The sequence below is a fragment of the Pseudoalteromonas sp. QJM3NY_22 genome, from assembly GCF_056173065.1.
On record NZ_CM149655.1, the window covers coordinates 60,956 to 85,535 of the forward strand.

The window sequence follows — 24,580 nt, forward strand, 5'->3', positions numbered from 1 at the left end:
TTTAAATAAGTGTTTTGAATAGTTATTTAAAAAACAAAATACCTATTGCTCTATATTTGCAAGGCTTGTGTGCTTGTTTAGGTTTTTTATGCATTTTACTTTGTTTTTTTTGACTAATTATTCAGATTAAATTATTTTGATTAAAGTGTTTTTTTCATGCTTTTCGGCTATGTTTTATATCAGTAAAGTTGCTGTTATTGATAATTACTAATGTGGGTAAATATATAATCAAAAAACAGCTTAAATTATTTGAAATTGTTCATTGATGATGGCGTTTATTATAACGAGTCAATGGCACTGCAATGATGAGTTTATTTGTTTTTCACTATATTGGTAATAAAAAAGCGCCTACATACTGTAGGCGCTTTGCGTTAGTTGCGTTAAATAACGCGTCTAACTGGGGACGGAGCCACTTTTAGCTATTGCTCTATTTGCTAAAAAGGCATTAATTTGTTTTGTTGGGGTAAGCACAATGGCGTTACCTAATAGCACTAGGCTAAATCCTGCAAAGGTATTTGCATGCCATTCAAAGCCTTCAAAAAAGCTACTCAGTGTTACTGCCACTAATGGAAATAAAACAATAACGTAGCTGGCTTTTTCAGGGCCTATATTTCTTAGCAGTGCAAAGTAGCACCCAAAAGCGATTACGGTGCCAAATATTGATAGGTAAAGTAGTGATAACCAGTAACTTGGTGGAGCATTTAAACTAAATTGCACATCGTTCATTAATACATATAAAGCTAAGCCTATGGCGCTGTATAACATACCCCATGCATTGCCTTGCAATACACCAATTTGCTTACGAGAATTACGAACGCTTACCATGTTTCCTAATGAAGCCACAAATGTACCGCCAAGGGCAAGTAGTAACCCGACCAACGCACCATTACTCAAGTCGAACTGCTGTAGCTGTGGCCAAAACAGACACGTAATACCTAACACAGCGAGTACAGCACCTGTATAAATTCGTTTTGAGATTGGCTTACCAAAAAATAGTCGAGTGTTGACTATGTTCATAACCAGCAGCATTGAAAAGGCAATTGAGGTCATTGCGGAGGTTAAGTAATTTTGCGCCCAGTAAAGCATTAAATAGTTTAATCCAAAATTACAAATGGCTAATAAAACAAAAAAGCCATGATCTAGTAATTTAAATCGCATGTCGGGTTTTTTGTACGCTACATATAACCACATTAAAAGCGCTGCAATAGCAAAGCGATAAAATAACGATAACTCTACCGCAATATCGCCCAGTTGAAATTCGATGGCTAACCAAGTTGAGCCCCAAATTAAAACGGTTGTAATGTATAGCGCTGCACTTTTCATGGTTAGTCTCCAAAGCCCGGTTGAATGGCTATTTTAAGACCTATCTGTATACTTACCATATACAGAAAAGTAAAAATGTAACCTATACAGATTTGGTGTGTGATGATAAGACAAAAAAATAGCCAAGGGCATGAGTTTTTATATCAGCAAGTTATTCAGTTGATTAGAGATATGAGCGCTCAACAAGTTTTACTCCCCGGCGAAAAACTTCCATCACTGCGTAAAATGGCAGATAACTTAAGCATAAGTATCCCCACTGTAAAACAGGCTTACCAGTCACTTGAAGATCAAGGGTTAGTAGAGGCGCGTGAAAAATCGGGATATTTTTTAAAAGTCGTTAGCATGGCGCGCAATTTGCCTAAGCGCGTTAAATTAAGTCGCGAGCCTGTTGTGGTAAATAAACAAGCCTTAATAGAGCAGGTGTACAGTGCGATTCATCAAGCTAACGTAGTCCCTTTTGGTATTGCTAATCCAATTGCTGCTGCACCCACCGATAAAGCACTCGCCAGAAACATGCGCCGTGTAATGACAATTGCGGGCAGTAAAGCCATTAACTATGGGCCAACAGATGGGTTTGTACCGCTGAAAAAGCAATTGGTGCATCGCTATTTAGATTTTGGTATTGGCATTGATATGGACGAGCTTGTGATCACCAATGGTGCGCAAGAAGCCATGGCTATTGCGCTTAAATGTGTAACAAAGCCTGGCGATGTAGTTGCTATTGAGACGCCTTGTTATCACGGGATTATCGAGTTAATAGAAAGCCTAGGGCTTAAAGCGCTCGAAATACCACTGTGCCCAGATAATGGTATTTGGTTAAGTGATTTGGAACGCGCTTTAAATGAGCATGACATAAAAGCGTGTTTATTCTCGACTGCAATTAGTAACCCTGTGGGCAGCTTTATGCCTGATACAAATAGACAGCAGCTGGTGGAGCTACTTGAAAGTCATGACGTAGTGCTTATTGAAGATGACGTATACGGCGATTTATATTTTACGGCAAAACGAGGCACACCTGCTTTAGCGTACTCTAAAAAAGGATTAGTGATTAGTTGCTCATCTTTTTCTAAAACGGCAGCGCCGAGCTATCGTGTAGGTTGGTTAGTTGCGGGTAAATTTGCAACGCAAGCAAGGCGATATAAAAGAGCGCTAAGTTGCTCTGCTTCTTTAATAAACCAATGGACGTTATCTGAATTTATTGCCAGCGGCGAGTACGACCGAAATTTAAAAGTACTTAGGCAGCGCTTGCGCGATAATAAAGAGCGTATGCGATGGTGCTTACAACAAGCAATGCCAAAAAACACACGTATAAGCAATCCAAAAGGAGGCTGCGTAATGTGGCTAGATTTAGGAGGCGAGTACGATAGCCAAACATTGTTTTTACTTGCGCTTGAGGTCGGTATAAGCATTACCCCTGGACTTGTTTTTTCAGCCTCTAATAAATATAAAAGCTGCGTAAGGTTAAGTTATGGTGTGCAATGGAGCGCGCAAATTGAGCAAGCAATAGTTACATTGGGTAAGCTCACTTTATTAGCTAAAAAGTAATACCAATCTGCTTATATATGGGGTCTATTTAACGTTAAGAAAATTACGCTAGAGCTAGGCAAAAGTTTTTGTATCTAGTTGTTCTAAATAAAAATTTTTTAACGAAGTTATAGTGCAATTTAATTCGTTAAATTGATCAAAGATTTATGCAGGTTGGTATAAGTTTGCGAAACACAAAAAAGCAGCATTTAAGTAAACTTAAGTGCTGCCAAAGGGATGTTAAATAACGTTTGCTGTACTAATTTTGTTTAAAGCTAAATAACTGGTAACCTTCAAGCTCTGGCACTTGCATTACTAATTGCTCTTCTTGTTTTGCAATATCAGCAAAGTTTCCACATAAAGAGTTAGCACGTTCTTCTAGTGCGCTTGCATGTAGCTCTACTTTTTCTTCTATTTGTGCGCCCATATTTTCCATACGTTGTTCAAAGGCATCCATATCACCGCCTGAACCAAGTAACTCAGAACCTAAAGCAACTAAAATACTGCCCATTGATTGCATCACTGCTGATTCAACCGCTGTTTCTATCTGCCGCTCAAATTGTTGTTCAAAGTTTTCGCCAAATTGATTAAAACTTTGTTGGCCCATGACAAATGTACCTTGCTGGTAAAATGTGTTTTCTACTTCAATTTTAATGTCGTCCATAAGCTCAGACATATTATCAAGGCCGTCAATATTAAATGCATTGCCTACTTCTTCTAATGCTACCCCGGCAATTTTAACACCCTCAAGCGCTATATTAGCTACTTCAGGCAATTGTGTGCGTAAGCTATCAGAGTACTTCGTTAGCGCTTCGCGTTGTGAGTTATTAAGTGTTACAAATTCGCCATTTACGGTTAAGTCACCATGGGTATTAAACTGCATGGTTTTATTGTTGGCGGTAAAAATTTCCAATTCGTTTGGCTTAATGCGCACATCATTTTTAAATTCGACGTTACATTCATCGCTGCTAAATGAAATTGCAGAATCGTTGTCGTTATGAGCCATAGCTGCTGGTGTACAAATTAATGCGCTAACTAATAGTAATTTTTTCATGTGTATTCTCTGCTTTTTTGTTGATGACTATTAACTAATAACAAGTTTAATGCCATTATTTTTTTATTATAATAAACAGTAAGTTAATTTGTTCGAGGCCTTTTTAATAGGTTGGGTTAAGTTAAAAATAAACTATTTTTTAGTCAAATTAACTAAGTTCTACAAATCTATAAGCAATATTTATCGATACGATAAAAAACTCTCACTTTCCACAATTGAAATTTAGCGCTATTTATTCACATTACTGACATGAAGACTATTTACGATAGTCACGTGGCTTTATTTTGATGCTAATTTGCAGCGCATTTTGGTGTTAAACATTTTTAATTTACCGGCTATTGCGATAATAAAATCCTTGGTTGGTCTCAAACACTTTATGGAGTGGGTTGTGGGTAAGACATTTAGTTACGATGCGCTAGATGACGATTTTGTTGAAGACGAGTACGAAATGCTCGGCCGTAATCAACACGATAAGAACAAGCAAAAGGTTAAAAAGAAGTTGGAAGACTACCTTGAGCAAAAACGCTTGCGTAAAAATCTAGGCGAAGACGATTTAAGCGATTACACCGATTAAATTTCACTAGTATAAATAAAATACCAATTAATATTGAGAGTTTAAATGTGCAGTTATGCGTATGTTTAAGTTTCGATAGTATTGGCAATAAAGAGGCCTTGCGCCTCTTTATTACTTTTTAAAGCGTGCTTTTAGCCTGTGCCAAAGCTTTTTGAATTGTAAGTTCTAGCTTTTCGGGTTTAGTAAAAGGTGCATAACGTTTAATTGGCGTCCCATCTGCGGCAATTAAAAACTTAGTAAAATTCCACTTTATTTTGCGTGTTAAAAAACCAGGCAAGGCTGATTTTAAGTAACGAAAGACGGGATGTGCATGCTCACCGTTTACATCTACTTTGGCCGCCATTAAAAAGCCCACGCCAAAATTGATTAAACATCCTTGCTCTATTTGTGTTGCGCCGCCGGGTTCTTGTTGACCAAACTGGTTGCACGGAAACCCCAAAATTACTAAACCTTGGCTGGCATACTTATTATGTAAAGCTTGCATCGACTCGTATTGGTAGGTAAATCCACATTTACTTGCTGTATTAACAATAAGCACAACTTTACCTTCAAAATCATTAAAGTTAATAGGTTGATCCTGCAAGCTTGTTGCGCTTAATTGATGAAATTCGTGCATTTTGGCGTCTTTTTATTATTGTTATCGGTATTTTAACCTGAGTACAGTATTTCATAAAGTATAAAGAGCACTCTAATTTAAAATTAGAAATAGCCCCATACCGGCAAGCGTTGTGTAATAAATATTATGTGTTTTATAGGCAACAATAATGGCGACTATCGCTGCGCTTAAATAAGGGTTTTGCCAGTTTAAGTTAATGCCATCTTCATTTAAAAATACGATAGGCACCCAAATTGCTGTAAGCACCGCAGGTGCGCTAAAGCTTAAAAATTGCTGCATTTTAGGACCTACTTTAAACGGTAAAGCGCGGTGTAAAAATAAATAACGCGTAAAAAATGTAATGCACGCCATGAGTAAAATAGTTGTCATCATAGCGTTGCTTCCTTTTTAGCGGTTAGTCTTGCTGTAGCGTAACCTGCGCTCATTGCCAGCAGCGCTGAGCAAACAAGCCATAACTCAAATCCGGTACTTTTTAAAAGCGTTGCGCTAACGCCAGCTACAATTACCGTAACAAGTGAGGCCAAATTTTTGATTCCCGGAATAACCAACGCGATAAACGTGGCAGCAATCGCAAAGTCGAGCCCTAAATTAGTTAAGTCGGGCAGCATTGTGCCCGCTACAATGCCAATTAATGTCCAAATATTCCATGCAATATAAAAGCTAAAGCCAGCGCTCAATGCGTATATTAAGCGTGTTTTTGTTCTATATGCTTTTCGATGATGAGAAAACGCAAACAGCTCGTCGGTTAAAACAAAGCTCACCGGTAAGCGCCAACGCATAGGTTGATCAATGACCTTATGACGCACAGCTAAACCGTATAAAAAGTGCCGAGAGCTAATAATAAATGTTGTGAATAAAATTGTGAGCAATGGTGTGTTGCCCGCCATAAGTTCAATCGCAACAAGCTGTGCAGAGCCTGCAAATACTAATAACGACATTGCTTGGGTTTCAAAGGCGCTAAAACCATTTTGAATCGCTAAAGAGCCGCATAAAATACCCCAAGGAACAACGGCTAAACACAGTGGTAGCATATCTAAAAAGCCTTTTAAAATAGCTTTTTTAACTGGTTGCATGATATTTACTCTCACGGCTTGTAGAATGGCTCATAAGGATACCTTAATATTATGATGTTAAAGTAGTTAACAAATTAAATAATACTGTTTTTTAAGGATAGGCACAATGACGACGTTAAAAGTGTGGGATGGGTTTATTAGATGCTTTCATTGGTTTTTGGTTGTAAGTATTGCAGTGCTTTATTTTAGTATTGAAGAGGGCATGATTGAGCTTCACTTTGTTGCAGGTTTTTTTACTTTAGCACTTATAGTAACACGTTTAATATGGGGTGTTATTGGTAGTAAAACCGCGAGATTAAGTGGGTTACTGCACTCTCCTGGTGCTATTTTAAAGGCGCTAAAAATACCAAGCGAATCGTTAGGCCATTCGGCACTCGGTAGCTGTATGGTGATAGTGTTTTTTATATTGATCATAACGCAACTTGTAAGTGGCTTAATGAGCAGTGATGGTATTTTAACTGACGGGCCGCTTGCTCAATATGTGTCTAGCGATACGATTGATTTTGCCAATTGGCTACATGAGCTGAATTTTGACATTTTACTTTATGCTATTGGCTTGCATGTATTGGCTATTATTGTTTACAGAATAAAAGGAAAACCGCTAGTTAAGGCGATGATCACAGGCTCAAGAGAGTTAAAAGCGGATGACTCTGAGGCTAAAGTAACAAAAGCGTCTTGGCCTGCGTGGTTAATATTTATATCTTTATTGGTGTTGCTGGTATTTACGTGGGCGAAAGAGCCTTTAACTTATTTATTTAGTTAAAAACACATTAAACCAACCTTAAAGGGTTGGGTTTTTATTTTGGTTACATTCTTTTGTTTGATTGTTGTGTGATTGCAAATTATAATCATCAAGTTGTTAGCTTATTAAGGTGAGGATAAATTTTTTTGCACGATTTATTAGTGCGTATAACTTGCCCTAGATGTATTTTTTGTGTATCCATATAGGTATGGGTAATAGTTTGTGACTCTTAAGGTGTTGCTGTGTTTATGCATACGTCGTTGGCCTGTGGAAAGTGGTCGACTATAGGTTGTTTAAATCATCATACCCAATTATTTATTGGTGATGTGGTGAGTGTAACCTTTTATGACTTGCAAGGAGAGCTAGTCAGTTTATCGTTTGATTATAAAATCACCTCGTTAGAGCAAGGTGAACCCCATGCATGGCCGCGTTTAGTTGCCGAGCACATTAATGTGCATATACCATTAATAAGCGCAGGGCGAATGACTGAACAAGGGCTCGTTGTTGCTTATCGACAAAACGAAATTTTTGCATTGCAAAGTAGTGGTATTTGTAAAGCCCAAGTTGATTTTCATTGCATCGCGAAATGTGATGATTATGTAGTTAAAGAATGTGACGCATATGAATTTATTTATCCACAAAGTAGCGATGCTTACAATGCAGGTACAAAAGTATTACAACCTAAAACGGGAAAAATTTATCAATGTAGGCCTTGGCCATTCAATGAATTTTGCCGTGTTAATGATGAGAATAAAGTTATGTTTGAACCCGGCATTGGACAAAGCTGGGCTATGGCATGGCTACAAGTATCAGATTAATAAATATAAATAACCTTCTTCCCATAGGTAGAACGATTTTAGTAATGAAACGTATTACCTTCTAAGCCCTCTCAACTATTGAGTGGGCTTTTTTATTTTTATGGTAAACTGCAATTATTGTTATTTTTCAAATTGGTCTTTTCTGTGCCTCATCCTGATCACTCTCTAAATTTATTGTCTAACGTCCCTATCGCTAAAAAGCAAGCTCATATACTCAATGCGCATAATAAAACACGTGTCGATAACTATTATTGGATGCGTGATGATGAACGTCAAAATGAACACGTACTAGCGCATTTGCATGCTGAGAATACCTATTGTGATAAACAGTTAGCACCTATAAAACCATTACAAAATACACTATTTGAAGAGCTTAAAGCGCGTATTGTAAAAGACGATAACTCGATACCCGTTAAAGACGGAAAGTATTGGTATCACTCAGAAGTGCGTGGCGATGATGAATATTCACGCCATTACCGTAGTACCAGCATAGAGGCTGATAATAAAGAGCTTTTACTAGATATAAATGTGCTAGCGGCAGGGTTCGAATTTTTTGAATTAGGTGAAGTCGCTCTTAGCTCGTGTGAACAACTTATGGCTTATTCTGAAGATACTGAAGGCCGACGTATATATTTAGTGCGTTTTAAAAACCTTGAAACAGGTGAGATGCTACCTGATGTACTTGAAAACACAGAAGGGCAAATTGTTTGGGCTAATGACAATAAAACCGTTTTTTATGTTAAAAAAGATTTAAAAACATTATTAGGTTATCAAGTGTTTCGGCATGAGCTTGGTAGCGAGCAAAGCCAAGACGTAATGGTTTACGAAGAGCAAGATAGTAGCTTTTTTATGGGACTTGGTAAAAGCCGCGATGAAAGCTTAATTATTATTGATTTAGCATCGACAGAGACCAACGATACATGGGTGCTTGATGCTAATAAGCCCAATGGCGAATTTAAAGCATTAATGCCGCGTGAAGATGGCCACGAGTTTGACGTAGATAAGCTAGGTAACACATTTTATATTGTGACTAACTGGCAAGCTAAAAACTTTAGATTAATGACGGCAACAAACGAAACGATTGCTGATAAAACTCAATGGTTTGAGCATACAGCTCACAGAGAAAATGTCCTGCTTGAAGGTGTCGAGTTATTTAATGACTTTTTAGTATTGAGTGAACGCGAACAAGGGCAAGCTCGATTTGTAGTTGTTAATAGGCTAGGGAATCGTATGGCACTTGAGTTTGCCGATCCTTGTTATTATGCAGCGATAGCAATGAACCCAGAGCCAGAAACACACACTGCGCGTATTTATTACTCAAGTTTAACAACACCGGGTTCTTTATATGATGTTGATTTAGCAACAGGCGAAAAAACACTACTTAAACAACAAAAAGTACTCGGTAGTTTTAATGCCAATGACTATCAGTCAGAGCGATTAATGGTAACTGCTCGCGACGGAATCAAAGTCCCCGTATCTGTTGTTTATCGAAAAGACAGCTTTAAAAAGGATGGCTCAAATCCGTTATTTCAATACGGCTATGGTGCGTATGGTTATACGATTGATCCAAGTTTTTCTAGTTCGTCACTGAGCTTGCTCGATCGTGGTTTTGTTTATGTAATAGCACATGTTCGAGGCTCTGAAATGCTAGGCCGCGAATGGTATGAGCAAGGTAAAAAAGAGCATAAACAAAATAGCTTTAGTGACTTTATTGATGTGACAAAAGCGCTTGTTGATCAAGGTTATTGTGATAGCAATAAGGTGTTTGCCTCAGGCGGCAGTGCTGGTGGTTTATTAATGGGGGCGGTTGTAAACCAGGCGCCAGAGTTATATTGCGGTGTTGGCTGTCATGTACCATTTTTAGACGTATTAACCACGATGCTTGATGAGAGTATTCCGCTCACAACAAATGAATACGATGAATGGGGTAATCCAAATGATCAACAGTTTTATGATGTGATCGAAGCTTACTCACCTTATGACAATATTAGTGCGCAAAACTATCCGAACATACTTGTTACTACCGGTCTTCATGACTCGCAAGTGCAATATTGGGAACCTATGAAATGGGTTGCAAAAATGCGTGAGCTCAAAACGGATAGTAATATTTTAGTCTTTAAAACAGATATGGATGCAGGGCACGGTGGTGCATCAGGTCGTTTTAAAAGCTTAGAAGAAAAAGCCCTCGAAATGGCCTTTTTTATTGCGCTGTTAAATTAACTACAAAATCGGAAAATTGTATTATTCTATATATAAGTTGATATATGTAAGGCAATTTATGTTTGGAGCTCATGGTGAATTCCAGATTTTCTCGCAGCCCCCTCATATGTATTTAAAATTGAAGGGAAGCTTTAACAATGAAGGTATTACTCGGTTAACTAATGGCGTTATTCAGGAGTTGAGCACTCACCCTAAAAATACGATTAAGTTTGTGGTCGTTAATTTAAATATGGCTTTGATAATATCCCAGCTGGCTCAGTTGGTGTTGGTTCTGTAACGTATCATGATGTGCAAGCAAGCTATCATATCAGTGATTCAATGGAGTTATATGCAGGAGCTAATAACTTATTTGATAAAGAGCCGCCGCGTATCGTTTCTGGTATTAGTGGATCTGATACAGGTACTGAAGCTGGTACGTATGATCCAATCGGTCAAACTATATACATTGGTTTTAGAAGTAAGTTTTAATCAACAATAGCAGTATTAGCTTCTAGTATTGTTATTCACAGTAAAAAAGCCTCGGTTGTCACTGAGGCTTTTATTGCCCGCTTAAATCAAAAGAAACGCCACTGGTAACAGGGGCGTTGTTTCGCTTTGGGGTGAGGTTAATATAGTAACCGAATCGCTTGATTGTTCACGATTTATCCCTAATTAAGCCTTTAATGAGGGCTTTTATTTTTTTGACTTAATCTAAATATGCTTTAAGCATCCAAACCAGTTTTTCTTGCTCTGAGATGTAATCACTCATTAGTGAGGCTGTGCCTTCATCGTCTGCATCACCTGCTTGGTTTAAAATATCGCGCTGCATGTGAATTAACGTACTGTAACCAGCAAGTAGGTTCTCTACGGCTGTAACACCATCACTAATACCTTTAGCTTCTTTAATTTTACTTACTTCGAGGTAATCAGAAAATGCATGTAATGGAGCGCCATCTAACGTCAAAATACGTTCGGCAACTTCATCTACTTTTAAAAGTAATAAGTTATAAATTTCTTCAAATTTAACGTGTAGCTCAAAAAAGTTACGGCCTTTAATATTCCAGTGAAAACCACGCGCATTCATGTATTGAATTTGGTAGCTGCTTAATAGCGTATTGAGTGATTTTACAATATCATCACTTTTTGCACTGTTTAGACCTATTGCGTTTACCTGTGACATAACTTGCTCCTTGAATAACCGTTGATTTGTGAACTTGTGATAAGTATTACTAATTTCGATAAATTAGTAAAATCGTTTAAATTTATCTGGTTAATCGTTTTAACCTATCAATTGTTCTTGGTATCTGGATTCACTTTAGACTATTAATAGAAGTGGGACTGATTAATAAAAATACTACCCCTCAAAAATAAATAAAACTTAAAAGTATATAAATCATGATCTGAAACAAACTTTATCCAAGGTAATAACTTAGCTATTTTTTTATTGATGTAGGTCAAAAATCATCCATCCTAACGGCGCATAATAATGTTGTCGAAATAATTAGGAGAGATAACATGCATGCAAAAACAGCGAAACAAAATAAAGCAGAGTTAATCGTGGTAGGAATTGCAGTCATCGCATTTGTGCTTGGGCTAGTAGCGCACTTAGCAGGTGCAAGCTTTGCGAACTCAGATTTTTTTGGTTACATTGCGGCGCCCATTCCGCTGATACTGGCAGTGGTATTTTTAATTAGTTATAAAATAGCAGCCAATGCTGAGGATTAATCTTTCTCGCTTAAGCATTTTAAAATGTAGTCGACCACTTCGCGTGAGTAAATCATACTGGTATGGCTTAAATGGAACACTTTATGTTCAGCCATACCTTTGAGCTTAGTTTCATCAAGCAACACAGTGCCATCTGATTTACTGCCTTTAACTATAAGGGGCATTAAACCAATGGGTAAGTCACCTGCAATACTAAAAAGCTTCGCTTTAAACGGCCAGTTACCATTTTGTGTAAGCAAAAATTCAACACTATTTTTTAAAAAAGATTCAAAGCCTTTTTGTTTCATTTTTTGTGCTATATGGCTACCTTGATGAGGAGTGCCTAAAGTAACTACTTTTGTAATGTGTTGGCTTGCAACTGAATTAGCTTCTAGGTATGCGCGAGCGACTAATCCGCCCATTGAGTGACATACGAGTGCAGAAGGTTCACCTGCAATAAATTCATCAATTTGAGCAAAAATAGCATCGCGGTTTGGATCAAGCGTATTATAAGTAAGGTTTAATACCTTAACACCAGATTCTTCCAAGCGAGAGCACAGTGGGCGCATAACAAAGCCAGACATATACAAGCCATGTAAAACAATAACGTGTTTAATCTTCATACGCCCTCAAAAAATCATTAGTTACATTAACTGCTGTGGTTTTATTTCAATATTAGTATTATCTGTGTTGACCCACACTTCGGCATCTTGAATGGTAATTGCAAGCTTAATACTGCGATCAACCAAAGCAGCAAGCGCTTGTGTGGCTGCGTAATCAAGGCTAAAAATACTTAGGTTTTTAAATTCATACAACTTAGGTTGATGTTTTTGCCACCAAATTGCCTGATTATTTTCGCCATAAGTATAAAGCACCACTTTTTTAGATTTATTACAGGCTTTTTTAAGGCGTTTTTCATCAGGTAAACCCAACTCAACCCACAACTCTATTTCTTCGCTGTAATTTACATGCCAAAGTTCAGGCTCATCATCTGCACTTAACCCTTTGGTAAATTCTAAACCATCACAGCTATTGAGTGCAAAAGCGAGTAAGCGAATCATTAACCGTTGGTCGGTTTCTGACGGATGTTGAGCCAAGGTTAAACTAAAATCTTGGTAAACGTGGCGGTCCATATCGCTAAGCGATAATTGCACCTTCATAATGGTGGATTTAAGAGCCATAACAACTAATCTAAAAAAATTTGCGCCAGTATAGCGCAATTAAATGAATTGCCAGTTAAAATAGCGGTTAATTATACGTTAGGAGTTAAAAATGGCTATCCAGTGGTTCCCTGGGCATATGAATAAAGCCCGTAATGAAATTAAAGAAATAATGCCACAAATGGATGTGATCATTGAAGTGCTAGATGCGCGCATTCCCTACAGTAGCGAAAACCCGATGGTGGCAACCTTGCGTGAAGGTAAGCCAGTTATCAAAATAATGAACAAAGCTGATTTAGCTGATCCTAAAATGACGCAAATTTGGAAGGATTATTTTGAACAAGAAAATGGCGTTAAAGCGATTTCTTTTGGTCACGATAAAGCAGCTGAAGTGCATCGTATTAATGAGCTTTGTAAAAAGTTAGTGCCGCATAAAGTAGGCGCCGATAAGCAAATAAAAGCCATGATAATGGGTATTCCTAACGTGGGTAAATCTACGTTAATTAATGTACTGGCTGGACGTATAGTTGCAAAAACAGGTAATGAACCTGCTGTAACGAAAGCACAACAACGCATTAAGCTTGAAGACGGTATTATGCTTTACGATACGCCAGGTATGCTTTGGCCAAAAGTAGAAAACGAAAACTCAGGTTATCGCTTAGGCGCTACAGGTGCCATTCGTGATACCGCACTTGAGTATGAAGAAGTAGCAAGTTATACCGCTGAATATTTATTACGTACTTATCCTGAGCTTTTAAAAGCGCGCTATAAAATCGCTGAACTTCCTGAAAGTGACTGGGAGTTTGTTGAAATGGCAGGTAAAAAGCGTGGTTGTATTCGTGGTGGAAACCAAATCGACACGTACAAAATGTCTGAAATCCTAATTAACGAACTGCGCGACGGTATTATTGGCCGTATTACGATGGAAACTCCGCAAATGCGTGAGGAAGAAGAAGTAATGGTTGCAGGTTTACGTGCGGCAGCAGAGGCTAAAAAACAAGCTAAAGAAGAAGAGAAGCTCCAACGCCGAGCACGAGCGCGTAAAAATCGTCGTTAATTGATTTAGTTTAATTTAACCAACTAGGGCGTGTTGATCTTTGCGGTATAAAAAACAAACAGCATAAGGATAAGGTATAATTGAATTCGCTAAAAAACGTTACACCGAACCCTCATGCCAAGATTAATGTTAACAGACGCGACATGGAATGTCTTATCAAAAGTAATGCACTTAAGTGGTCGAATTTATAATAAGCCTGAGCATAGAAAAACGCTCGAAGGCATACTCTATAAGATGCGTACCGGTATTCCTTGGCGAGATTTACCGTCTTATTTCGGCTCGTGGAGTGCTATTTATAGACGATTTAATTTATGGTCCAAAAAAGATATTTTGAATGAATTATTTCGAGTGTTATCCCACTATGCTGATATGGATTGGATCTTTATTGATGGCAGTATTGTCAGGGCTCACCAGCATAGTTGCGGTGCAAGAACCGCTGACAATGAATCAATCGGTAAGAGTCGAGGTGGTAATTCGACTAAAATTCATCTTGCAGTAGATAGCGGAGGATTGCCTGTTTATTATGAATTATCCTGTGGAAATACGCATGATATCGTCCATGCAGAGTCACTTGTAGCCAATTGCCCAACGAGTAATGTTGTTGTCGCAGATAAAGGCTACGATAGTGAAAAACTAAGAGAGTTTATTCGTGACAATAGCGCTACACCCGTTATTCCACGCAAGGATAACAGTTTAGTGGGTAATGAAGATATTGACTGGTGCATGTACAAATATAGGCACTTAGTTGAGAATGCCTTTGGTCGGATCAAACAATATAGAGGGATAGCCACACGGTATGAAAAGCTTGAGCGGAATTATCATTCCATGCTCGCTTTAGCATTCACTATGATGTGGCTACCAATATGGGCTGATTAATATATATACTACAAAGATCAACAGCCCCTAAATTACAGACATAAAAAAAGCCCGTAAGGGCTTTTTTAGTTTCATATCTACCGTCACCGATATGAGCAATGTAGCAAGTAAAATAGTAGGGCGGTTACTTATTATCAACATCAAGGGGCGTTGCGGTCCATAATAAGTAACCATAGCTGTTAACGTGCGCCACACGTTGTTTCAGGGTCGAGAAACAAATCAATTCATTCCGTTACAAGCCAGTATGTTTGCCGTCTTGTTGATAGTGATTATCAGTTAGATTCAATTAACTGTCAATACCTAAATGCAAATAATTCTTATTATCTATTTGTTTGTTTTATAAGCTGATGTTAAACATAAAAAAATTGCGACTATTTAGTTTTTCTTAGTGTTGGGCGACATAGGCTGTGATTAAATCGCTCTTAGTTAAAACAAGTATTAGTTTTCAAAGATTAGTAATTTCTGAGTATAGATTAAAATTTTAGCTGTTTAAGCTATGGTAGTGTGTTGTTACAAAATAACGAAATAACTTTATGTACCTAAAGTTAGAGCGATAAAAAATAGTGTTTTCATTATGTTACATGTGATTTTCAACTTAAAATGCAAAATAGATCTTGCGCATAAAAAAAATATCTTGAATTGATTGCATTTTAAGCGGCTTGCATGGTGATGTTCGCTTTAAGTGATGTTATACTCCTGCCGAATAATTTATCGACTTTATTAAGAGTAAAATTAATGGCAGATTTATCGAAGTACAGAAACATTGGTATTTTCGCGCACGTAGATGCGGGTAAAACCACGACTACTGAGCGTATCCTAAAGCTTACTGGTCAAATCCATAAAACAGGTGAGGTTCATGATGGTGAATCTACTACTGACTTCATGGAACAAGAAGCTGAGCGCGGTATTACTATCCAGTCTGCGGCAGTAAGCTGTTTCTGGAAAGATCACCGTTTTAACGTTATCGATACACCAGGACACGTTGACTTCACAGTTGAAGTTTACCGTTCACTTAAAGTACTTGATGGCGGTGTTGGTGTTTTCTGTGGTTCTGGTGGTGTTGAACCACAATCAGAAACTAACTGGCGTTATGCTAATGACTCAGAAGTTGCACGTATTATCTTCGTTAACAAATTAGACCGTATGGGTGCTGATTTTTATCGTGTAACTGAGCAAGTACGTAAAGTACTTGGCGCAACTCCATTAATCATGACTTTACCAATTGGTATTGAAGATGAATTTGTTGGTGTTGTAGATGTTTTAACTAAAAAAGCATACGTTTGGGATGACACTGGTCTTCCTGAAAACTACGAAATCACAGACGTTCCTGCAGACATGGTAGAAAAGACTGACGAGTATTATGAAATGCTTGTTGAAACTGCCCTTGAGCAAGACGATGAACTACTTGAAGCTTACATGGAAGGTGAAGCACCTTCTGTAGAAGACATCAAACGTTGTATCCGTAAAGGTACACGTGAGCTTGCTTTCTTCCCTACATACTGTGGTTCTGCGTTTAAGAACAAAGGTATGCAGCTTATTCTTGACGCTGTTGTTGATTACCTACCATCTCCTACAGAAGTTGATCCTCAACCTCTTATGGATGAAGAAGGTAACGAAAATGGCGAATTTGCAATCGTTTCTGCAGATGAACCTTTCAAAGCGTTAGCATTCAAAATAATGGATGACCGTTTTGGTGCATTAACATTCGTACGTATTTACTCAGGTAAACTAAATAAGGGTGACACTATCCTTAACTCGTTTACTGGTAAAACTGAGCGTGTTGGCCGTATGGTTGAGATGCAAGCAGATGACCGTAACGAATTAACTAGCGCACAAGCTGGTGACATCATTGCTATCGTAGGCATGAAAAACGTGCAAACTGGTCACACTTTATGTGATCCTAAGCACCAAGTAACACTTGAGCCAATGGTATTCCCAACTCCAGTAATCTCGATTGCTGTACAGCCTAAAGATAAAGGCGGTAATGAGAAAATGGGTGTTGCTATCGGTAAAATGGTTGCAGAAGATCCATCTTTCCAAGTTGAAACTGATGAAGATTCAGGCGAGACTATTCTTAAAGGCATGGGTGAGCTTCACTTAGATATCAAAGTAGATATCCTTAAGCGTACTTACGGCGTAGACCTTATTGTTGGTCAACCACAAGTTGCTTACCGTGAAACTATCACTCGTGAAATCGAAGATAGCTACACGCATAAGAAACAATCTGGTGGTTCTGGTCAGTTTGGTAAAATCGACTACCGCATCAAGCCAGGTGAAGTTGCTTCAGGCTTTACGTTTAAATCATCAGTTGTTGGTGGTAACGTACCTAAAGAATTCTGGCCTGCAGTTGAGAAAGGCTTTAAGTCAATGATGGGCGAAGGTGTTCTAGCTGGCTTCCCAGTACTTGACGTTGAAGTTGAACTTTTCGACGGTGGCTTCCATGCCGTGGATTCATCTGCAATCGCGTTCGAAATCGCTGCTAAAGGCGCTTTCCGTCAATCGATCCCTAAAGCGGGCGCACAACTTCTTGAGCCAATCATGAAAGTTGACGTGTTCACTCCAGAAGATCACGTTGGTGATGTTATCGGTGACCTTAACCGTCGTCGTGGCATGATGAAAGACCAAGAAGCTGGTTTAACAGGCATCCGTATTAAAGCAGATGTACCGTTATCAGAAATGTTCGGTTACATCGGTACACTACGTACAATGACATCGGGTCGTGGTCAGTTCTCTATGGAGTTCTCACACTACGCTGCATGTCCAGCTAACGTAGCTGAAACTGTAATCGCTGCAGAAAAAGAGAAAAAAGCTGCTAAGTAATTAGCTCTTTAACTCTTTAAAAAAACCCGCACATGTTGCGGGTTTTTTATTGCCTATAATTTTTGATGGGGGATCTTAGCTAACCTGAACTCTGGATAATAAATCTATCTCAAGCAGCTATTTTCAGCGCTTACTGCGTTGAATTTACTTGTAATAGGCCAGCGATTGACGCGTAAATTCGCCTTGTTTTCACTGAAAATCTTTGGCTAGAGAAAATAAATTTAAATATCACTATAATTCAAAACGTTGGTAAATCTCTTAACCAGAGCTCAGGTTAACTATTTTAATACGGAAAAATATTTATTAAACAATAAAAAAGGAGCAACTTATTGCTCCTTTTTTGGTTTTTAACGGCTCTTTTATTTAGCGCTAATTAAACTTTTTTATCGCTTTAGCTTTTAGCGCTTTCATCTTTAGCTTGTGTGGCTTATTAAAGCTTTGAATGGGCATTGTAACCACATGCTCTTTTGGCAGTGTTGGAATAGTTGTTGGATATTGACCTTCTTGAGGCACAGAAATCTTTTTGAGATGAACCTTAAGCGCTTCTAAAGTAGTATCGTTATCTACTTCACTAGGGCAAATAAATATACCTAGATCCCTAAGGAACACGCCTAGCTTAATGCTACTTGAGTAACGGACTATAGGTGCTGCGAGTATTAAGCCTAATAGTATTGGCGACAACCACCAAAAGAATACAGGGGTAAAGTAATACGCTGTGCTGCCCCATGCAATAGCGACGATAGTTGAAAATAGCGTATAACCAAACGCTTCCCTCCAAGGAACCATTCGACCTTCACGAGGCTGTGCATCCCACTTTACTTTTTTACCTAAAAATACGCATATAACAAAGTAAGCATGAAATACCATCATTAATGGTGCAACAATAATAGCAAATACGGTTTCAATGATTGAGCCTAGTATCAGCTTAATTGAACCACCAAAGCGTTTGTTTCTGTGCACTAATGTAACAATAACCCCCATTAATTTCGGTAGTAGTAAAATTATGATTGTTAAGTAAAGTAGTGAATCAATCAGTTCGGTTTTAGCAATTTGCCAGGTCGGAAATAACTGGTACGCGCGATTAAAGTAAACATCGCTATTAAGCGCACGTGTTACGGCATCAATCGTACTTAGTGCGAGCATTGATAACCAAATTAGCGATGAAATATAGGCCGTTGCTCCCAATAAAAAATGAAATTTACTCATTAACTTTAATTTTGATGAGGACAGTAAACCAAGGTGTTGAATATTACCCTGTACCCAGCGTCTATCGCGTACAGCATAATCTAAAATGTTACTTGGAACTTCTTCATAACTCCCTTCAATGTCTGATAGTAGCAATACGTCCCAATTAGCACTGTGTAACAAAGAGGCTTCTACAAAGTCATGACTTAGTATTTCACCACCAAATGGGGCATTACCTTTAAGCGTTGGTAAGCCACAACAGGTAATAAACGCCTCAACTCTAATGATTGCGTTGTGGCCCCAATAGTTTGCTTTATCGGTTTGCCAAAAAGCAGAACCAGTCGCTAGCATTGGGCTGTAAAGTACGGATGCAAACTGTAAAAAGCGGCCAAAAAAAGTATCTTGACGAACGGGGATAGGAATTGTTTGAATAAGGCCTGCTTGCGGGTTGTTTAGCATGCTTGTAGTAAGCTCTAGCATGCACTTTCCGGTCATTACGCTATCAGCATCAAGTACAATCATATGGTCGTACTGGCTGCCCCAACGTTCACAAAAATCAGTTAGGTTGCCTACTTTGCGGTGTTTATTATCTTCGCGACGACGGTAAAAAACGTGTTTAGCTGTACTGCCTAATCGCTCACACAATGCATGCCATGCACTCAACTCGTTTTTGGCTATTTGTGGGTCTTGGGTATCGCTAAGTAAATAAAAGTCAAAATGATCTAGTTGCCCTGTTTCTTTTAGTGATTCTAGGCTTACTTCAAAGCCTGCGATAACACGATGAGTATCTTCGTTATAGATTGGCATAACAACCGCTGTTCTTTGCTTAGCAAGTGCTTGGCTGTCGAAAGAGATTGGCTTAATACGCTTTAAAGTTAGTGGATCGATGCGCAGTAGTTGCAGTAAGAAACCAATTGTACCGCTACAAAATGCAGTAACAATCCACGCAAACGTAATTGAAAATAGGGCGAATAATGCATATTCAAGTAAGGTCATACCGTTTGAATTTAAAATTTCAAACATAATAGATATGCCGTAACCTGATACGCCAAGAGCTGCAATAGCAAACAGCCATACACGAACCGTTTTGAAAGGCATTGACGTTCCCTTGTTTTGCTTACTTGATGTCATTTGGGTACCAAACATAGCTCCATACCTCACTAATTTCTTTATCACGTAGTTTTAGCGATAAACGCATATCTACTGGTTTTCCGTCTTGTGGGGCGATTTTAAAGGCCACACGCCATCCATATGTATCAGGTAGCTTTTGTATTGTTACATCACTCACTTCACCTGTTGTTAGCTGTATATCAGCCTTTAAATCTAGCTTTTTAGAGAGCTGGTTAAGCTCTGGGCCTGAAAAGTTGACAGTAAATTGACGGTGACTTTTTGGTGGAGGATTGTCTTCACCTGGTAGTGCTGCACTGCCAATTCTAGTACGCACCACGCGTGCTTTTTCATGTTGGTTTAAATGGGCATTAAAAGTCGTCATTTTATAGCTTAGTTTTAATGAATCTCCCGCTTTGAAGGGTTTTTCAGGTACCCAGTAACTTACTATATTGTCATTAGTTTCTGTGTCAGTTGGTATCTCTACTAGCTCAACTCGACCATTACCCCATTCACCTTCTGGTTCAATCCATAGGCTAGGGCGGTCGTGGTAATGGGCTTCTGTATCAAAGTAGTTATTAAAATCACGATCGCGTTGCGCTAAACCAAAACCTTTTGGATTCTCGTATGTAAAAGAAGTGACGCTTAGTTGCACGGGATTGTTAAGTGGGCGCCACACCCATTTATTATCTTGCGATTGTGTTAATAAACCGTCTGAATCGTGTACTTCAGGGCGGTAGTCATCAAAAAATTTAGTACTGTTTTCACCGTGATAAAACATACTCGTTAAGGGGGCAATACCTAGTTTTTTAACGTCTTTACGTGCAAATATTTGCATATTTACTTTTACAGCCGTATTTGTGGTTGGGTCTACATCGAACCTATATGCCCCCGACACTGATGGGCTATCAAGTAGTGCAAACATAACAATATTAGTTTGATCTAGTTTTGGCTTAACTAACCAAAACTCTTTAAACATTGGGAATTCTTCGCCTGAAGCTTCTGCAGTATCAATCGCTAAACCGCGAGCAGACAATCCGTAAACTTGCTTTGGGCCAACAACACGAAAATAAGATGCACCTTGAAATACCATTACTTCATCTTTGTACTCATTGGTATTTAGTGGGTAATGTAATCGAAAGCCAGCGTGACCAAGCTGAGTATTAGCAATGCTTTTAGTAATTTCTTCTTTTAGAGGAGCTGCAGTGCCGTCGTACTGATAAAAGTCAGTACTAAATGGGAGGCGGGTGCGTTTTGAGTCACTATTAACAGTATTAATTGTAACGGGTGTTTTATATAAAAAACCCGGGTGGAATAGCTGTAGCTCGTAAAGACCTTCGTCTTTCCACACTGACTCGTCTTGTTTGAAGCGGATAGAGCGATAATCTTGATAATCAATATTATTGAGAGCATCTAGTTCAATGTTTTTTGGAGCTATATATTCTTCACTTGCTAGTTTTTTAGCTCGCGCGCTTATAACGTCAAATAAACTACTTTGTGGAATGGCTGCTTCTGTTGTAGCTGCAAATGCTTGACTGCTGTTACCCCAAGCCGAAAATATAATAAGTAGACCCAAGAGTGGCTTTGAGATCTTTTGCCATGTTGATAATCGATGGGTAAATTGTTTCATTTTCATTCCTTTATAAAAACACGACTTATTTTTAGGGTTGAGACTAAGTTATTTACTTAAGCAATTTTTAAACCTAAATAAATACATTAAAAATCAAAAAGCTAAGTAAGAGGCATAAAAGATCTCGACCACTCTTCGTGTAAAAAACACCCACGGCTATTGTAGTTGCTTCTTACTTGGTTAGTTAGTTGAGGATGATTTATATAATAAAGCGATATTACGAGATGTTTACTGAAGCTTGTCTGAATTACATTTTTATAAAAATAAAAAAAGCCGCAATTGCGGCTTTTTAAGGGTATCTAAATTAGTTATTTCTTTTTAAATCTACGCACGATTGATAGCGGCGCTAAAAGAAGTGTTAACCAAAATAATGAACCTGCATCGTTATCGTCATCTGAACGTAGGTTATTAACTTTAATAGCTACATTTTCAGCTTTAGATACGTTACCTGCACTATCTTGTGCTTGAACAGATAAGGTAATGCGGTTTTCAAACTCGTAATCTAACTCACCAGCTACAATAAGTTGTCCCTGGTTGTTAATAGAAACACTGCTGTTTCCTGATACAATAAATTTAACAACCGGTGACTCATCTGCATTAGGGTCACTAAAATCAAGCGTACCAATTACTGTCCCAATCGCGCTATTTTCATCAATAGCAAACGTTTGATTCGCTGTAATAACGGGTGTTTGCTCTTCTGGTGTTAGCGTAATTTCAGATTTTATATCAACAATTACAGGATCATGATCTGAGGCGCGGTATGCGCTTTGAGAATATAAACTCGATTGTTGAGCATCACTTTTAAATTCAACATTGTAATCAAGCGAAATTGGTTCATCAGCATTAATATGCCAATCTTTAGCTGATACTACCTTGCTAAGTAATGATGCACTAGCTACAGCATGGTCAAGGCTACCAGCACGGCCAGAGAAGCTATAAGAGTAAGCAAGAGTATTGCCATCAAGCTCTGCGATTACATTTTTATATCCTTTATCTGCAAACGCACGTATTGGATCTTCCATTGCGTAAGCATTCATGTCGCCAACTAGAATAGTATCTTCGTCGTCAACACCCGTTGGTTTGCTATCAAGCCAATCTGCGTACGCATTCGCACCTTGTGTACGTATTTCATTCCAACAAGCTTGGCCATCATTTTGATCTTCGTTCGCACCGCTTGCACTACCACAACCACCTTTAGATTTTAAGTGCGCTACGGCTACAGTAAATACTTCATCAGTTGCTAAAGATTTAAAGCTTTGTGCGATAGGAGTACGATTACTAAAATCAAATGGTGCATCAGTAGTAATAGCGGCAGTACCGACTTCTTCTACCTTATTAGCACGATAAATTAACGCAGTCGTGATTGCATCTGTACCGATTTGATCAAGACCAAAGTCAACAAATGCATACTGGTTAGCTGCATCAGCTTCGTTTAATGCATTAACTAAGCTAGCAATAGCGCTAAATTCACCAAAGCCATCATTTTCGATTTCCATCAAACCAACAACATCAGCTTGCATTGCGCTAATAGCACTTACAATTTTGGCTTCTTGACGAATAAATTCAGCTTCAGAATCTGCACCGCGACTCGTAGGGAACCCTTCACCTTGGCCATCACCATTAAAGTAATTAAGTACGTTAAAGCTTGCTACACGTAAATCTGCCTCAGCATTAAGTTCAGGTGCGTCTTTACGTGCATTTGTTGCAATAAATTGAGGTGTTACAGTTGGGTGAATTCGGTAAAGGCTAAAGCTATAAGCAAGTGCACCAGTCACTGTATTTACTGTATCACCAGTACGTAATGTATTTTCTGCTGATAAGCCAGGAGTTGGGTAGGCTGTAGGATCTAGATTTTGAACAGTTGAGCCATCATCGATTAATATTTTCTTAGTTAAGTTTTCGGCTTCAACTGCGTTAGCAGTATCACCAGGTAACGCAACTTGCGTACCTTGATACAAGCGCTCAGTCGCGACTTCAACTTCACCATATCGACCAAGACCAAAGTTATTGGTAACAACTAATGGCTGTTCTAGCGTTACTAGCATGCCTTCAAATGATTCTAAATAAGTTGCATCAGCTAAAGGCAAAGTTATTTTTGTAGCGGTTGAAGCTAAGCCAGTATCACAAACAGCTACTTGGCTTACGCTGCCGATTTGTGTTGCATCAAAATATTCTTCAACAGTACCTTGCACACGTACATGGTCGCCTACACTTACGTCAGTATCTGCAAAGTAAACAAACAGGCCTTCAGAAGTCAGTGGGTTAGCGTCTATATCTGCAGCAAGTGAGCTTATAAAAAAGCCTTTTAACTCATCGTCGCCTTGGAAGTCTGCTGTTACAACGCCTTCAAGTTCAACAACACTACCCACAAGAGGGCTTGCTGCACCATCGCCTTGAATAGCGCTAATCAATGTTTTATCTGCACCACATACTAATGGATCTAGTGGCTCAGGTTCTGGTACTGGAGCTGAGTCACTACCAAATACGCCTAAACCAGAAAAATCATCTAGGTCAAATTGCACCCATTCTTCGCTTGGGTTAAAAGCAGCACTTGGCGAAGTACGGCCAACGAGGACGCTATCGTTGCGACGAAGTGTTTTATTTTGTGTTTGTACGCCACCTTCAGACCAATAAGAGCCTGGATCTGTACCAAGTTGACCAAAACTATCAATGACAGTGTCGCCTTGCATTAGGACTAATGCATCATCACCGTTAAAGCTTGTAACACTATGCTCTAAATCAGCTTTACCTTTTAGTTCATCATTTGAACTTGGGTTTACGATTACATATGTTCCGTTGGCAGGCAAAGTAGCTGACAAGTCGAGCGTAGATTGTATCGTTGTTTTGCCGTTTACATATAAATTTAATTTATAGCCAGCAAGTGATAACGAATCAGTCGAGTTATTATAAAGCTCAATTGCTTTATTGTTGCTATTACCTTCTACATATTCCGAAATGATAAGATTAGCGGAGGCTGGTGCACTAAGGCTTGCTATAACAAGCGCTAGTGGCGTTATTTTTGTTTTAAACATTATTATTTTTTTCCCGTGTATTGTGTCCCAAATGGGACACTTAGTTTAAGGAAAATTTATTACAAATAAAATACAATAAGTAAATA

At 38.6% G+C, this 24,580-nt stretch carries 21 protein-coding genes; 10 read left to right on the plus strand and 11 right to left on the minus strand.

Translation table 11 applies throughout. The features are described 5' to 3' along the window. Positions 1–393: 393 nt before the first annotated feature. On the minus strand, positions 394–1,323 hold the full coding sequence (locus tag AC0VZ4_RS00320) for a DMT family transporter (protein ID WP_306725093.1): 930 nt from the start codon (positions 1,321–1,323) through the stop codon (positions 394–396). Between the two features lie 102 nt (positions 1,324–1,425). Here AC0VZ4_RS00320 and AC0VZ4_RS00325 point away from each other — a divergent pair, with 102 nt between their 5' ends. Beyond that, on the plus strand, positions 1,426–2,868 hold the full coding sequence (locus tag AC0VZ4_RS00325; RefSeq protein WP_096792197.1) for an aminotransferase-like domain-containing protein: 1,443 nt from the start codon (positions 1,426–1,428) through the stop codon (positions 2,866–2,868). 238 nt (positions 2,869–3,106) lie between these two features. On the opposite strand, the gene AC0VZ4_RS00330 is transcribed toward AC0VZ4_RS00325, so the two are convergent. Next, entirely contained in the window at positions 3,107–3,901 is a 795-nt protein-coding gene (locus tag AC0VZ4_RS00330; RefSeq protein WP_475440593.1) for a YggN family protein, read from the minus strand. Positions 3,902–4,289: 388 nt separating this feature from the next. Here AC0VZ4_RS00330 and AC0VZ4_RS00335 point away from each other — a divergent pair, with 388 nt between their 5' ends. Next, the gene (locus tag AC0VZ4_RS00335) at positions 4,290–4,475 is read left to right on the plus strand and encodes a PA3496 family putative envelope integrity protein (protein WP_007579801.1); all 186 of its coding nucleotides are present in this window, start codon (positions 4,290–4,292) and stop codon (positions 4,473–4,475) included. Positions 4,476–4,593: 118 nt separating this feature from the next. On the opposite strand, the gene AC0VZ4_RS00340 is transcribed toward AC0VZ4_RS00335, so the two are convergent. The 3 genes from AC0VZ4_RS00340 to AC0VZ4_RS00350 all read right to left on the minus strand — a co-directional run bounded on the left by AC0VZ4_RS00340 (position 4,594) and on the right by AC0VZ4_RS00350 (position 6,164). Beyond that, positions 4,594–5,091, minus strand: a complete 498-nt coding sequence (locus AC0VZ4_RS00340; RefSeq protein WP_475440594.1) for a glutathione peroxidase — start codon at positions 5,089–5,091, stop codon at positions 4,594–4,596. A gap of 72 nt (positions 5,092–5,163) precedes the next feature. Then, positions 5,164–5,463 (minus strand): AzlD domain-containing protein, encoded by a 300-nt coding sequence (locus AC0VZ4_RS00345; protein ID WP_004335020.1) that lies wholly within the window; start codon positions 5,461–5,463, stop codon positions 5,164–5,166. Further along, the gene (locus tag AC0VZ4_RS00350; RefSeq protein ID WP_149605352.1) at positions 5,460–6,164 is read right to left on the minus strand and encodes an AzlC family ABC transporter permease; all 705 of its coding nucleotides are present in this window, start codon (positions 6,162–6,164) and stop codon (positions 5,460–5,462) included. The genes AC0VZ4_RS00345 and AC0VZ4_RS00350 overlap by 4 nt, the downstream gene beginning before the upstream one ends. Before the next feature lie 106 nt (positions 6,165–6,270). Between AC0VZ4_RS00350 and AC0VZ4_RS00355 the strand changes: the two genes are divergently transcribed. The 4 genes from AC0VZ4_RS00355 to AC0VZ4_RS00370 all read left to right on the plus strand — a co-directional run bounded on the left by AC0VZ4_RS00355 (position 6,271) and on the right by AC0VZ4_RS00370 (position 10,412). After that, a complete protein-coding gene (locus tag AC0VZ4_RS00355) occupies positions 6,271–6,927 on the plus strand; it encodes a cytochrome b/b6 domain-containing protein (RefSeq protein ID WP_475440595.1) in 657 nt (218 codons plus the stop codon). A 227-nt stretch (positions 6,928–7,154) separates the two neighbouring features. Further along, entirely contained in the window at positions 7,155–7,724 is a 570-nt protein-coding gene (locus tag AC0VZ4_RS00360; RefSeq protein ID WP_475440596.1) for a chitin-binding protein, read from the plus strand. 144 nt (positions 7,725–7,868) lie between these two features. Continuing rightward, on the plus strand, positions 7,869–9,944 hold the full coding sequence (locus AC0VZ4_RS00365; RefSeq protein ID WP_475440597.1) for a S9 family peptidase: 2,076 nt from the start codon (positions 7,869–7,871) through the stop codon (positions 9,942–9,944). A 318-nt stretch (positions 9,945–10,262) separates the two neighbouring features. After that, entirely contained in the window at positions 10,263–10,412 is a 150-nt protein-coding gene (locus AC0VZ4_RS00370) for a hypothetical protein (RefSeq protein WP_475440598.1), read from the plus strand. Positions 10,413–10,629: 217 nt separating this feature from the next. Here AC0VZ4_RS00370 and AC0VZ4_RS00375 read toward each other — a convergent pair whose 3' ends face one another. Further along, entirely contained in the window at positions 10,630–11,103 is a 474-nt protein-coding gene (locus AC0VZ4_RS00375; protein ID WP_007377885.1) for a Dps family protein, read from the minus strand. A 335-nt stretch (positions 11,104–11,438) separates the two neighbouring features. On the opposite strand from AC0VZ4_RS00375, the gene AC0VZ4_RS00380 reads away from it, so the two are divergent. Further along, positions 11,439–11,648 carry a hypothetical protein gene (locus tag AC0VZ4_RS00380; RefSeq protein WP_007579816.1) on the plus strand — a complete coding sequence of 70 codons (210 nt, stop codon included), beginning with the start codon at positions 11,439–11,441 and terminating at the stop codon, positions 11,646–11,648. Here the strand turns inward: AC0VZ4_RS00380 and AC0VZ4_RS00385 are convergent. Continuing rightward, positions 11,645–12,250, minus strand: a complete 606-nt coding sequence (locus tag AC0VZ4_RS00385) for a PGAP1-like alpha/beta domain-containing protein (protein ID WP_475440599.1) — start codon at positions 12,248–12,250, stop codon at positions 11,645–11,647. The genes AC0VZ4_RS00380 and AC0VZ4_RS00385 overlap by 4 nt on opposite strands. A 21-nt stretch (positions 12,251–12,271) precedes the next feature. After that, positions 12,272–12,808 carry a YaeQ family protein gene (locus tag AC0VZ4_RS00390; protein WP_475440600.1) on the minus strand — a complete coding sequence of 179 codons (537 nt, stop codon included), beginning with the start codon at positions 12,806–12,808 and terminating at the stop codon, positions 12,272–12,274. Between the two features lie 91 nt (positions 12,809–12,899). Between AC0VZ4_RS00390 and ylqF the strand changes: the two genes are divergently transcribed. The 3 genes from ylqF to fusA all read left to right on the plus strand — a co-directional run bounded on the left by ylqF (position 12,900) and on the right by fusA (position 17,540). Then, complete coding sequence (gene ylqF / locus AC0VZ4_RS00395) at positions 12,900–13,844, plus strand: ribosome biogenesis GTPase YlqF (RefSeq protein ID WP_149605358.1); 945 nt, start codon at positions 12,900–12,902, stop codon at positions 13,842–13,844. A gap of 114 nt (positions 13,845–13,958) precedes the next feature. Next, positions 13,959–14,720 carry an IS5 family transposase gene (locus AC0VZ4_RS00400; RefSeq protein WP_475439610.1) on the plus strand — a complete coding sequence of 254 codons (762 nt, stop codon included), beginning with the start codon at positions 13,959–13,961 and terminating at the stop codon, positions 14,718–14,720. Positions 14,721–15,455: 735 nt separating this feature from the next. Then, entirely contained in the window at positions 15,456–17,540 is a 2,085-nt protein-coding gene (gene fusA, locus AC0VZ4_RS00405; protein WP_475440601.1) for an elongation factor G, read from the plus strand. 369 nt (positions 17,541–17,909) lie between these two features. Here fusA and mdoH read toward each other — a convergent pair whose 3' ends face one another. The 3 genes from mdoH to AC0VZ4_RS00420 form a co-directional block, all read right to left on the minus strand. Continuing rightward, positions 17,910–19,871: a glucans biosynthesis glucosyltransferase MdoH gene (mdoH, locus tag AC0VZ4_RS00410; protein WP_475440602.1), complete on the minus strand. Its 1,962-nt coding sequence runs from the start codon at positions 19,869–19,871 to the stop codon at positions 17,910–17,912. Continuing rightward, on the minus strand, positions 19,843–21,462 hold the full coding sequence (locus AC0VZ4_RS00415; protein WP_475440603.1) for a glucan biosynthesis protein G: 1,620 nt from the start codon (positions 21,460–21,462) through the stop codon (positions 19,843–19,845). Before AC0VZ4_RS00415 ends, mdoH begins: the two co-directional genes overlap by 29 nt. 308 nt (positions 21,463–21,770) lie before the next feature. Further along, positions 21,771–24,494, minus strand: a complete 2,724-nt coding sequence (locus AC0VZ4_RS00420; RefSeq protein ID WP_475440604.1) for an ExeM/NucH family extracellular endonuclease — start codon at positions 24,492–24,494, stop codon at positions 21,771–21,773. Positions 24,495–24,580 lie beyond the last annotated feature (86 nt).

Bases quoted from the DNA above. Each gene is read 5' to 3' on its own strand.
- AC0VZ4_RS00345 (WP_004335020.1), bottom strand. From the start codon at position 5,463: ATGATGACAACTATTTTACTCATGGCGTGCATTACATTTTTTACGCGT.
- fusA (WP_475440601.1), top strand. From the start codon at position 15,456: ATGGCAGATTTATCGAAGTACAGAAACATTGGTATTTTCGCGCACGTA.
- AC0VZ4_RS00385 (WP_475440599.1), bottom strand. From the start codon at position 12,250: ATGAAGATTAAACACGTTATTGTTTTACATGGCTTGTATATGTCTGGC.
- AC0VZ4_RS00390 (WP_475440600.1), bottom strand. From the start codon at position 12,808: ATGGCTCTTAAATCCACCATTATGAAGGTGCAATTATCGCTTAGCGAT.
- ylqF (WP_149605358.1), top strand. From the start codon at position 12,900: ATGGCTATCCAGTGGTTCCCTGGGCATATGAATAAAGCCCGTAATGAA.
- AC0VZ4_RS00330 (WP_475440593.1), bottom strand. From the start codon at position 3,901: ATGAAAAAATTACTATTAGTTAGCGCATTAATTTGTACACCAGCAGCT.
- AC0VZ4_RS00415 (WP_475440603.1), bottom strand. From the start codon at position 21,462: ATGAAACAATTTACCCATCGATTATCAACATGGCAAAAGATCTCAAAG.
- AC0VZ4_RS00375 (WP_007377885.1), bottom strand. From the start codon at position 11,103: ATGTCACAGGTAAACGCAATAGGTCTAAACAGTGCAAAAAGTGATGAT.
- AC0VZ4_RS00420 (WP_475440604.1), bottom strand. From the start codon at position 24,494: ATGTTTAAAACAAAAATAACGCCACTAGCGCTTGTTATAGCAAGCCTT.
- AC0VZ4_RS00340 (WP_475440594.1), bottom strand. From the start codon at position 5,091: ATGCACGAATTTCATCAATTAAGCGCAACAAGCTTGCAGGATCAACCT.
- AC0VZ4_RS00355 (WP_475440595.1), top strand. From the start codon at position 6,271: ATGACGACGTTAAAAGTGTGGGATGGGTTTATTAGATGCTTTCATTGG.
- AC0VZ4_RS00320 (WP_306725093.1), bottom strand. From the start codon at position 1,323: ATGAAAAGTGCAGCGCTATACATTACAACCGTTTTAATTTGGGGCTCA.
- AC0VZ4_RS00400 (WP_475439610.1), top strand. From the start codon at position 13,959: ATGCCAAGATTAATGTTAACAGACGCGACATGGAATGTCTTATCAAAA.
- AC0VZ4_RS00325 (WP_096792197.1), top strand. From the start codon at position 1,426: ATGATAAGACAAAAAAATAGCCAAGGGCATGAGTTTTTATATCAGCAA.
- AC0VZ4_RS00370 (WP_475440598.1), top strand. From the start codon at position 10,263: ATGGAGTTATATGCAGGAGCTAATAACTTATTTGATAAAGAGCCGCCG.
- AC0VZ4_RS00360 (WP_475440596.1), top strand. From the start codon at position 7,155: ATGCATACGTCGTTGGCCTGTGGAAAGTGGTCGACTATAGGTTGTTTA.
- AC0VZ4_RS00350 (WP_149605352.1), bottom strand. From the start codon at position 6,164: ATGCAACCAGTTAAAAAAGCTATTTTAAAAGGCTTTTTAGATATGCTA.
- AC0VZ4_RS00380 (WP_007579816.1), top strand. From the start codon at position 11,439: ATGCATGCAAAAACAGCGAAACAAAATAAAGCAGAGTTAATCGTGGTA.
- mdoH (WP_475440602.1), bottom strand. From the start codon at position 19,871: ATGTTTGGTACCCAAATGACATCAAGTAAGCAAAACAAGGGAACGTCA.